This window comes from Sphingopyxis sp. H115, assembly GCF_001468465.1.
Classification (GTDB): domain Bacteria; phylum Pseudomonadota; class Alphaproteobacteria; order Sphingomonadales; family Sphingomonadaceae; genus Sphingopyxis.
The window spans coordinates 221,886-231,372 of record NZ_LNSA01000004.1; the positions used below are offsets into that span (position 1 = coordinate 221,886).

13 protein-coding genes are annotated in these 9,487 nt (G+C 64.3%); 6 read left to right on the forward strand and 7 right to left on the reverse strand.

The genetic code is table 11. The annotated features are described in order from the left end of the window. Nucleotides 1–8: 8 nt before the first annotated feature. The 3 genes from ATE71_RS05050 to ATE71_RS05060 form a co-directional block, all read right to left on the reverse strand. Nucleotides 9–206, reverse strand: coding sequence for a hypothetical protein (locus ATE71_RS05050; RefSeq protein ID WP_058802374.1), 198 nt, complete (start codon nucleotides 204–206; stop codon nucleotides 9–11). Nucleotides 207–444: 238 nt separating this feature from the next. Continuing rightward, nucleotides 445–1,074 carry a hypothetical protein gene (locus ATE71_RS05055; RefSeq protein WP_058802375.1) on the reverse strand — a complete coding sequence of 210 codons (630 nt, stop codon included), beginning with the start codon at nucleotides 1,072–1,074 and terminating at the stop codon, nucleotides 445–447. A 2-nt stretch (nucleotides 1,075–1,076) separates the two neighbouring features. Further along, nucleotides 1,077–1,793: a hypothetical protein gene (locus ATE71_RS05060; RefSeq protein ID WP_058802376.1), complete on the reverse strand. Its 717-nt coding sequence runs from the start codon at nucleotides 1,791–1,793 to the stop codon at nucleotides 1,077–1,079. A gap of 170 nt (nucleotides 1,794–1,963) precedes the next feature. On the opposite strand from ATE71_RS05060, the gene ATE71_RS05065 reads away from it, so the two are divergent. Further along, nucleotides 1,964–2,194, forward strand: a complete 231-nt coding sequence (locus tag ATE71_RS05065; protein ID WP_058802377.1) for a hypothetical protein — start codon at nucleotides 1,964–1,966, stop codon at nucleotides 2,192–2,194. A gap of 23 nt (nucleotides 2,195–2,217) precedes the next feature. Here ATE71_RS05065 and ATE71_RS22425 read toward each other — a convergent pair whose 3' ends face one another. From ATE71_RS22425 to ATE71_RS05085, 4 genes are all read right to left on the reverse strand, one after another. Then, nucleotides 2,218–3,249: a JAB domain-containing protein gene (locus tag ATE71_RS22425; protein ID WP_268801411.1), complete on the reverse strand. Its 1,032-nt coding sequence runs from the start codon at nucleotides 3,247–3,249 to the stop codon at nucleotides 2,218–2,220. After that, nucleotides 3,156–3,632: a hypothetical protein gene (locus ATE71_RS22430; protein ID WP_235587910.1), complete on the reverse strand. Its 477-nt coding sequence runs from the start codon at nucleotides 3,630–3,632 to the stop codon at nucleotides 3,156–3,158. The genes ATE71_RS22425 and ATE71_RS22430 overlap by 94 nt, the downstream gene beginning before the upstream one ends. Nucleotides 3,633–3,673: 41 nt before the next feature. Further along, nucleotides 3,674–3,997 carry a hypothetical protein gene (locus ATE71_RS05080; protein ID WP_414892485.1) on the reverse strand — a complete coding sequence of 108 codons (324 nt, stop codon included), beginning with the start codon at nucleotides 3,995–3,997 and terminating at the stop codon, nucleotides 3,674–3,676. Nucleotides 3,998–4,067: 70 nt separating this feature from the next. Next, entirely contained in the window at nucleotides 4,068–4,535 is a 468-nt protein-coding gene (locus ATE71_RS05085; RefSeq protein ID WP_235587911.1) for a LuxR C-terminal-related transcriptional regulator, read from the reverse strand. Between the two features lie 271 nt (nucleotides 4,536–4,806). Here ATE71_RS05085 and trbB point away from each other — a divergent pair, with 271 nt between their 5' ends. The 5 genes from trbB to trbJ all read left to right on the forward strand — a co-directional run. Further along, nucleotides 4,807–5,784, forward strand: coding sequence for a P-type conjugative transfer ATPase TrbB (trbB, locus tag ATE71_RS05090; RefSeq protein ID WP_058802381.1), 978 nt, complete (start codon nucleotides 4,807–4,809; stop codon nucleotides 5,782–5,784). 2 nt (nucleotides 5,785–5,786) lie between these two features. Next, complete coding sequence (locus ATE71_RS05095; RefSeq protein ID WP_037553363.1) at nucleotides 5,787–6,119, forward strand: TrbC/VirB2 family protein; 333 nt, start codon at nucleotides 5,787–5,789, stop codon at nucleotides 6,117–6,119. Beyond that, the gene (locus ATE71_RS05100; RefSeq protein ID WP_058802382.1) at nucleotides 6,119–6,388 is read left to right on the forward strand and encodes a VirB3 family type IV secretion system protein; all 270 of its coding nucleotides are present in this window, start codon (nucleotides 6,119–6,121) and stop codon (nucleotides 6,386–6,388) included. Before ATE71_RS05095 ends, ATE71_RS05100 begins: the two co-directional genes overlap by 1 nt. Then, complete coding sequence (gene trbE / locus ATE71_RS05105; RefSeq protein WP_058802383.1) at nucleotides 6,385–8,826, forward strand: conjugal transfer protein TrbE; 2,442 nt, start codon at nucleotides 6,385–6,387, stop codon at nucleotides 8,824–8,826. Before ATE71_RS05100 ends, trbE begins: the two co-directional genes overlap by 4 nt. Next, a partial coding sequence (gene trbJ / locus ATE71_RS05110) for a P-type conjugative transfer protein TrbJ (protein ID WP_058802384.1) occupies nucleotides 8,823–9,487 on the forward strand: 665 nt, incomplete at its 3' end. The genes trbE and trbJ, both read left to right, overlap by 4 nt.

Genomic DNA, 9,487 nt, shown 5'->3' on the forward strand with positions numbered 1-9,487 from the left:
TAACCGGCTCATCCAGCCCGCAGTTTTAAGAGAAAGCTGATGGCCTCCGCGGGGATACCGCACAGGGCAGCCGCTAGCAGCAGTATCGTGACAGCCAGATATTTGGCCGGAGGAGTTCGTGACAGCTCGAGAAGCAGCGCCGATTTGTGGCGGCCCATTTGCACAAGCGCCACAAACTGGGCGAGCTCGGCCTCACGGTCAGTCATCGGACGATCGCCTACGGGCGGGAGAGGGGGCAAGTCGGTCATCACAAACCTCACGGATTCATCGCGAAAATGGCGCGCTGTTACAGATGCGCGTGCGGGTTACCGTGAGGGATAAGCCCTCCGGGCTGGAGTGCCCTTCAGGCGAGTCGCTTGTCAACAGGGTGAATCGCAATTTTATCAACAGTCGGGGGTGCGTCTGGGGATATCTCTCCGCATTTCCGGGAAAGCCGGACTATGCTCAGTCCTCTTCGTCCTGCTGCTCGCGCTCGCGCAGTCTTTCGGCGTAGCGGTAGCTCGCCTCCATTGAATGATAGGTATCGGCGTAGCGATCGATGTCGCCGAGCGCGCATTCGACCTCATAGGCCACCGTATGGGGAGACGAGCCCGGACGCTTTCGGGCCAGCCAGCGCTCCAGCTTGTCGAACCGGCTCTGCATCCCCTGCACGCTGCAGGCGATGCGCAGATCGTCGAGATTGCTGCTCGTCCGATTGCGGCTCCAGGTCCGGCAGGCGAACTCAAGCTCTTCACCCCGGGTCGGAGGGCGATCGCTGAGATCGGCCCCACCATCTTTCGCGAGAGTGGGGTCGGCCTGTACATTGGCAAGCCCCGCACTGAGTGCCTCGCAGAGTTCGCTATGATATTCATCCCGGCGCGCGGCGTCCCAATCATAGGGGCCAGCGCCGACGAAAAGATGCGGCAGCTTGAAATGCACCCGCACCGCCTTCGGCAGCATCTTCTCGATCCGGATCACTCCGCGGATGACATCGAGGAGGTGCTCGGCGTCGATCCCGGCCCACGGCCGCGCGAGATTTTCGAGCGCGCCAAGGTTCGAATTGGTGGGTGTGTCCCCTGTGTTCCAGTATCGCATGGTTAGTGCTTCCGTTTCTCTTTGGCCTTGATCCCTAGAATGGCTTTCGCCTCGGCGTTTGCGCCCTTCGCAATCTGATCGAGGCGAGCCTTGAAAATGGGGTCGGCGAGGAGCTGGGCCTTTGGCCCTTCGCCGGAATCGCACATAATGGCGTAAGAGAGCCGATAGAGCGTCTGCGCTCGCTCCGCTTCTTCGATCGCCGCATCGAAATCAGGCCGCCGATAGACCAGGATCTCCTCTTCATCGATCGGCATAGGCCGGATCACGCCGCGTCCGTCGGGAAGTTCCTCCACGCGCTGGCGATGGCTGATGTTGTACTTCACGATGGTCTTGGGGTGGGTGAGCAGGATCGCTTCCGTGAGTTCGGAGCAATGCCCCCAGATACGATGGGCAAAATGATTGCGGGTCTTGCGCGACTCCTCTGCGACCGAGCCGATCGCCTTGAACAGCAGTTGCTGCCACTCGGGGAGCGCTTCGTGCGCTGCCGCATCAAGTGCGCCCCGCTGTGCTCCGGCTCCGACCAGCGAGAGATACATTGCAGTGCCGACCGCAATGTCGCTTCTCAGCATCCGGCTGAGGATCGAGGCAATATCGCCATCGATATGCGCCCACAGAGCAATGACATAGGCAACGTCGCTGGCGAACGGCGAATGGCGTAGAATGCCCGGCGCGAAAAAGACGCGGCCATCGGGCGATTCCTCAGCGAGCGTTTTGGGCACCGTTCCTCCTCTTTCGCGCGGTCAAATTCATCGGCCACATTATATGGCGACATCGTCGCTGCTCCTAATTTTGGGTTACCGCTGGCGCTTTGCCCCCCGACCGGAAAGATGCCACATCCAAGTATCCCAGTTCTGCGATCCGCTAATTGCTGGATAAAAAGGAGCTTATCATGGACGAAGACGCACTTTTTGCGGTTGGTTCAATATTGGCAGCGCTCGGCGGCGTGCTGGAGCGAAAAGGTGTTTGCACGACCAACGAGTTTGCGGAAACGCTCGGCAGCGTGGCGCTGATGACCGCGGAGTCCGGGGATCAATACAAGAACCGTGCCGCCTATATCGGCAGCTGGGCGCAAATGGTTCGCGCTGCCGCCGAGCATTCGGGTGGCGCCCGCGAGCATTGAGCGACGCAATCTCCGGCGCTCCGTCATTCGGCACCGGCTTCGAAATAGGCGCGCATCCGGTGAGCGATGACGGGATCGAGCCGGATGAAAGTCCGGCGCCCGTCGATCGGATCGGGTACGCGGCGCGTAATGCCGGCATCGCAGAGGCGCTGCGCCAGCCGTAGCGCGCTGCTCATCGAGATCGAGGATGTGACGCATAGCGCGCTGATGGACAGGCGCTTGCGCTCGCATTCGTGAACGAAGAGATCGATCAGCATTTCCCATGCGGGATCGCCGAAGAGTTCAGGCGCCCCGATCAGTTGTTGGCGGAGGAGGCGCCTGCGCATCGCGGCCTTCGCATTAGCCAGCGCAATGTCACCATGGTCGATGCGCGCGGGACCTCCCGGACTTCGCAATGTGAAGGAGGCTGACGGAATGGGCGTCCCGGCAAGAGTGTCGTTGCTGATGACGTGATGGCAGTGGGTTGATGTCACAACGATGTGGTCGATGATCTCGACGTTGAGCGACCGTCCGATCATTTCGAGCTTCCGCGTCGCCTCGATGTCCTCGACGCTGGGGCGATGGTCGCCGCTCGGATGGTTGTGGACGAGGATCAGCCCGGCGGCGTTGAGTTCGAGCGCACGCCGGAAGATCGTCCGGGGGTAGATGGCAAGCTGCGCAAGCGTGCCGCTTTGCAAAACCTCGTCGGCGAGAAGATGGCGCCCACCGTCAAGGAAGAGGATGCGGAGTCGCTCGTCGGAGAGCGAGCCCATCGACATGATGAGGTAGGAGCGGAGCCTCCGGTCGAAGGGATCGATGCTGATACCTCGAAGACAGCCGGAAAGGCTCTCGGTGGCGAGCTTGCGTGCCTCGAGAATGACCTCTGCGACCTGCGGCGCGTCACCAATGACGCGAGCGAGCGCTTCTGGCGACTGCGCCCAAATGCGGCTGATCGAATGAAACGCGACAAGTAGCCGGTCCGCTAAGGCTTCGCAGCGTTCGGGCTCGATGGTCGCAATGAAATGTACCAGGACCGATCGCTGCCGGCTCGAGCCAATCGCTTTTGGTGATGCCAGGTTGCGGCCACGAGGAGCGGCGGAAGAAGCCAGGATGCAGCGACCTGCATCGTCAGATACGCTATTGGGTGGAGTTCCATGTCGATCGCGCGGGTCGTGTGAGCCAGTAGCGGAAGACATTGCAGGACTGCCGCCAGCATGGGCCAGAAGCGATAGGCCGTCAGCGCCACCGTCATGGTCGCGGCAGCTGCGATCAGATCTATCAGCAGGTGCCCGGTGTCGACCGTGACGAAGTTCACCGCAAAAATCAGGTGTAGAGCCTGATCGGAAATCAGCATGAACAGGAGAATGGCTGCCACCGCTCTCTCCGGGCCGCCGCCCTTGCGGAGAGCGTAGACGAGAGCCACCAGCAGCAATGTCACGAAGATTGCGATCCGCAGCATCGCGCTCATTCACCATGCCGATGGCCCATCGTCAATGTCGCTCAGCTCACCAGGGCAAGCTTTGCCGGGCCGGCTTCGGCAGCTGCGGGGCATTCGTGAAGGTCGAGCCCGGACGTTTCACGGCCGATGTCGGCAAGCTCGCCATGAACCCGGAGAATGTCGCCGCTCACACCAACCAGCGCCAGTTGCGCTTCGGCGATGCGGCGGATCGTCGCATGGCCCTTGGCAGCAGGGACGCCGACCGTGTCGCGACGGGCAGTGACGACCTCCGCCATCAGCGACGAAACGGCGATGAGGGCGCCATCGATCTGCGCTTCGGCTGCAGGCACCACTTGCTGTAACCGCTCCGCGGCAACGCTGTTCAAATTTTGCATAGACTCTCCTCTCCGGAGAAGCGCGCTGCGCTCCCGGACCATGGTTCAACACGATATGGGATCAGGCCGAGGCGAGCCGGGTCAGCGTCTGACCGATCGACAGGCCTGCGATGACCATGAGCAGGACCGCGATGAGCAAGCTCACGACGATCGCAACCCGGGCCTGAGGCCTATAGTTCGGCCTCAGCAAATCCCTGAACGGAGAGCCTTCGCTCCGAGACCCGGCTCGACTTGCCAAATTATCGTTCAGATGCAGCAAGCTAGTGGGGTCACCGTCCGGGAAGTCGGATGGCACCAGTTCGTGGGTTGGCGGTAGTATGACCGGATCACATGGTATCCGATCATAGGTCTGGCGCAGTCGCGCATAGATGATCGCGGTCTCGTCGCGGTTGGCCGCGCCCAGCGTGTCGCGTGCGGTGGTGAGCCGCAAATCCACCGCCTGCTTCGATATGTCGAGGTCGCGCGCGATCTGTTTCGAGGTTTTTCGTTCCAGCAGCAAATCGAGACAGGCCCGCTGCTTTTCTGTCAAGCGCGTCCACCTCAAGAACTCGTCCGAATGCTGCGACCCCGAATCACTCATCCTGACACTGTTGTCAAAATCGCGCTCGGCACAACCCGCCGACCTTCATTTAATCGCTTCCGAATCGGAACTGATCGCATCGCGGCCTACGCCATTCCCTGTCTTTCTTACCCACTGTACGACGCGCGCAAATCTCTGTTGAAAATAGTGAATCTCTGCGTCTCTTACTCATCCCCGTCGAGCCGGGCGTCTTTGCCCGGACCATCCAACGGGGACTATCATGGGCGCAGAACCGGTCCGTTTCGAGGCACAGGGACGTGGTGCCCGCATGCTGCGGACAGCGCTTGGCGGCGCGATTGCCGAGTGGCTTGCCGACCCCGCGGTCATCGAAATCATGCTCAATCCCGACGGTCGGTTCTGGGTCGATCGTCTCGGCGCAGGGATCACCGATAGCGGTATCCTGCTCGCGGCCACCGACGGCGAGCGCATCATCCGGCTCGTGGCGCATCATGTCGGCGCCGAGGTCCATGCCGGGTCGCCGCGCGTGTCGGCCGAACTTCCCGAAAGCGGCGAGCGCTTCGAGGGTCTGCTGCCGCCCGTGGTCGCGGCGCCGACCTTCGCGATCCGCAAACCCGCGGTCGCCGTCTTCTCGCTCGGCGATTATGTCGCAGCCGGCATCATGTCCGCACCGGCGGCCGAGGCGCTACGCTCCGGGGTCGCCGAGCGCCTCAATATCCTCGTCGCCGGCGGGACCGGGACGGGCAAGACGACGCTCACCAATGCCCTGCTCGCCGAGGTCGCCAAGACCAGCGAACGCGTCGTTCTGATCGAAGACACCCGCGAGCTCCAATGCGCGGCTCCGAACCTCGTCGCGATGCGCACCAAGGATGGGGTCGCGTCGCTGTCCGATCTCGTCCGTTCCTCGCTTCGGCTTCGGCCGGACCGCATCCCGATCGGCGAGGTCCGCGGTGCCGAGGCGCTCGACCTTCTGAAGGCCTGGGGCACCGGACATCCCGGCGGCATCGGCACGATCCACGCGGGCAGCGCGATCGGCGCGCTCCGCCGCATGGAGCAGCTCATTCAGGAAGCCGTGATCACGGTCCCGCGGGCCCTCCTCGCAGAAACGATCGATCTCGTTGCCGTTCTCGTGCGCGACGGCGCCGGGCGGCGACTTGCCGAACTCGCCCGCGTCGACGGTCTCGATGCGTCGACCGGCGACTACCGGATCACCCCCCTCTTTACCCCCGAAGGAGACTGACCATGACCCACGCCGCCCGGCGGGAGGCACCGCGCTTCCTGCTCGCCTCGACCGCTCTCTATGTCGCGCTCGTTACCGCCTTGCCCGCTCGGGCCGGTGGCTCGTCGATGCCGTGGGAAGCGCCGCTGCAATCGATCCTCGAAAGCGTCGAGGGGCCGGTCGCGAAGGTGATCTCGCTGATCATCATCATCATCACCGGGCTGACCATCTCGTTCGGCGACACGTCGGGTGGTTTTCGCCGCATGGTCCAGATCGTGTTCGGTCTGTCGATCGCCTTCGCGGCCTCGAGCTTCTTCCTGACCTTCTTTTCCTTCGGCGGCGGAGCCGTCGTCTGATGGATGGCGCGGCCGAAGTCACCGGCTTCTTCGCGCCCGTGCACCGCGCGCTCGCCGAGCCGATCCTGCTCGGCGGCGCACCGCGCGCCCTCGCGATCGCCAATGGCACGCTCGCAGCCGGGATCGGCCTTGGCCTCCGCCTCTGGATCGCTGGCCTCGTCCTCTGGATCGTCGGCCATGCGCTCTCAGTCTGGGCGGCGCGCCGCGACCCGCAATTCGTCGACGTCGCCAAACGTCACCTCAAATATCCTGTCTGGATGCGGCCATGATGAACCTCGCCGAATATCGCTCGAAGTCGGCCTGCCTTGCCGATTACCTCCCGTGGGTCGCGCTCGTCGCCGAAGGCGCCGTGCTGAACAAGGATGGCTCGTTCCAGCGAACCGCGTCCTTCCGCGGTCCCGATCTCGACAGCGCCACCCCCGCCGAACTCGTCGCGGTCACCGCCCGGCTCAACAATGCGATCCGGCGCCTCGGCTCGGGCTGGGCCTTGTTCGTGGAGGCGCAGCGGCTGCCGTCGAGCGATTATCCCGGATCCTCCTTCCCCGATCCGGCATCCGCTCTGGTCGACATGGAGCGCCGCGAGCAATTCCGGGAGGAAGGGGCGCATTTCGAGAGCCGCTATTATCTGACCCTCCTGTGGATGCCGCCGGCCGAGGATGCCTCGCGAGCGGAGGGATGGCTTTATGAGGGCATGGAGCGCTCGGGGGTCGACCCGAGGGAGCATCTCGCGAGCTTTATCGACAGGTCGAACCGCATCCTCCATCTCGTCGAAGGCTTCATGCCCGAGGCCGAATGGCTCGATGACGGCGAGACGCTGACCTATCTGCATTCGACCGTATCGACCAAGCGGCAGCGTGTCCGGGTCCCCGAGACGCCCGTCTATCTCGACGCGCTGCTGACGGACCAGCCGCTCATCGGCGGGCTCGAACCGCGGCTCGGCGAGCAGCATCTGCGGACCCTGACGATCACGGGCTTTCCGGCCGCGACCTGGCCCGGCCTGCTCGACGATCTCAACCGGCTGGCCTTCGCCTATCGCTGGTCGACCCGCGCGATCATGCTCGACAAGACCGACGCGACAAAACTGCTGACGAAAATCCGGCGGCAATGGTTCGCCAAGCGCAAGTCGATCGCGGCGATCCTCAAGGAGGTGATGACCAACGAGCAATCGGCGCTCGTCGACAGCGACGCCTCGAACAAGGCCGCCGATGCCGACATGGCCTTGCAGGAACTCGGCGCCGATCATGCCGGCGTCGCCTATGTGACCGCGACCGTAACCGTGTGGGACAGTGATGCGGCCCTCGCCGCGGAGAAGCTGCGGCTGGTCGAGAAAGTCATTCAGGGGCGCGACTTCACCTGCACGATCGAAGGGATGAACGCGATCGAGGCCTGGCTCGGGAGCCTGCCCGGCCACGCTTATGCCAATGTTCGCCAACCGCCGATCTCCACCCTCAACCTCGCCCACATGATCCCCCTGTCGGCGGTGTGGGCGGGGGCGGAACGGGACGAGCATTTCGGAGACGCCCCCTTGCTCTACGGCAAGACCGAAGGCTCGACCCCGTTCCGCCTTTCCCTCCATGTCGGCGACGTCGGCCATTGCCTCGCCGTCGGCCCGACGGGGGCGGGCAAGTCGGTGCTGCTCGCGACGATGGCGATGCAGTTTCGCCGCTATCCGGGCTCGCAAATCTTCGCGTTCGATTTCGGCGGCTCGATCCGCGCAGCGGCCCTCGCGATGGGCGGGGACTGGCAGGATCTTGGCGGGGCGCTCCACGACGGCGAGGGTGGCGTGGCGTTGCAGCCGCTCGCCCGGATCGACGAGGCGTCCGAGCGGAGCTGGGCGGCCGAATGGCTCGCTGCGCTGTTCGCGGGCGAAGGCATAGCGATCGACCCGGCGGCGAAGGAGCATCTCTGGTCGGCGCTGACCTCGCTCGCGACGGCGCCTGTCGCCGAACGCACGCTGACGGGGCTCGCGGTGCTCCTCCAGTCGCGCGAACTCAAGCAGGCGCTCGCGCCCTATTTGGTCGGCGGATCCTGGGGGCGGCTGCTCGATGCCGACGAGGAGCGGATCGGGGCCGCGCGCGTGCAGGCCTTCGAGACCGAAGGCCTTGTCGGCGCCGCGTCGGCTGGACCCGTCCTGTCCTATCTGTTTCACCGGATCGCCGGACGGCTCGACGGCTCGCCGACGCTCATCATCATCGACGAAGGCTGGCTCGTGCTCGACAGCCCGGCCTTCGCGGCGCAGCTGCGCGAATGGCTGAAGACGCTCCGCAAGAAGAATGCGAGCGTGGTCTTCGCGACGCAGAGCCTTGCCGACATCGAAACTTCGAGTATCGCGCCGGCGATCATCGAAAGCTGTCCGACCCGCATATTCCTGCCGAACGAGCGCGCGCTCGAGCCGCAGATTGCCCGCATCTACGAGCGCTTCGGTCTCAACGACCGGCAGATCGAGATACTGAGCCGGGCGACCCCGAAGCGCGATTATTATTGCCAGTCGCGGCGCGGCAATCGCCTCTTCGACCTGGGGCTGGGCGAGGTTGCGCTCGCCTTCACCGCGGCATCCTCGAAGACCGACCAGACGCGCATCGCTGAACTGTTCGCAGCGCACGGCCCCGAGGGGTTCGCGGCCGCCTGGCTTTCCCACCGCAAGCTCGAATGGGCGGCCGAGCTGCTCCCCACCATCGCCGCCCCCAATGAGGAGTTCCCCCGATGAAGAAGAATATCGTCCGCGCCGTCGCTGCCGCGGCACTTGTGTTGCTGCCCGTGTCGGGCGCGATGCTGGCCGTCCCGGCGAGCGCCCAGCTCGGCGGCATCGTCCACGATCCGCGCAACTATTCGCAGAATATCCTGACCGCGGCGCGCACGCTCGAGCAGATCAATAACCAGATCAAGCAGCTGCAGAATCAGGCGACCTCGCTGATGAACGAGGCGAAGAACCTCAACAGCCTGCCGACATCGACGCTGGGCACGCTCGAGGCGCAGGTCGACCAGACGCGCCAGCTCCTCGCGCAGGCCGAGGGCATCGCGTTCAACGTGTCGGACATCCAGAAGGGGTTCGAAGCACGCTACAAGGGCGGAGCGCTGACGGGCTCTGCCGCCGAGATGGTCGCCAATGCCGAAGCGCGCTGGAAGGACAGCGTCGGCGCCTTTGAGGATGCGATGAAGGTGCAGGCCGGCATCGTCACGAATATGGGCGGAACGCGGACGTCGATCTCGACGATCGTCGGCGCCAGCCAGTCGGCGACCGGCGCGCTGCAGGCCGCGCAGGCGGGCAACCAGCTGCTCGCCATCCAGTCGCAGCAGATCGCCGATCTCGCCGCCGTCATGAGTGCGCAGGGCCGCGCCGAAATGCTCGATGCCGCGCGCGCGGCGGC

Excerpts from the sequence above, each read along its gene's own strand:
- ATE71_RS05050 (WP_058802374.1), bottom strand. The coding sequence starts at position 206 with ATGACTGACCGTGAGGCCGAGCTCGCCCAGTTTGTGGCGCTTGTGCAA.
- ATE71_RS05055 (WP_058802375.1), bottom strand. The coding sequence starts at position 1,074 with ATGCGATACTGGAACACAGGGGACACACCCACCAATTCGAACCTTGGC.
- ATE71_RS05065 (WP_058802377.1), top strand. The coding sequence starts at position 1,964 with ATGGACGAAGACGCACTTTTTGCGGTTGGTTCAATATTGGCAGCGCTC.
- ATE71_RS22430 (WP_235587910.1), bottom strand. The coding sequence starts at position 3,632 with ATGCTGCGGATCGCAATCTTCGTGACATTGCTGCTGGTGGCTCTCGTC.
- trbB (WP_058802381.1), top strand. The coding sequence starts at position 4,807 with ATGGGCGCAGAACCGGTCCGTTTCGAGGCACAGGGACGTGGTGCCCGC.
- ATE71_RS05095 (WP_037553363.1), top strand. The coding sequence starts at position 5,787 with ATGACCCACGCCGCCCGGCGGGAGGCACCGCGCTTCCTGCTCGCCTCG.
- ATE71_RS05100 (WP_058802382.1), top strand. The coding sequence starts at position 6,119 with ATGGATGGCGCGGCCGAAGTCACCGGCTTCTTCGCGCCCGTGCACCGC.
- trbE (WP_058802383.1), top strand. The coding sequence starts at position 6,385 with ATGATGAACCTCGCCGAATATCGCTCGAAGTCGGCCTGCCTTGCCGAT.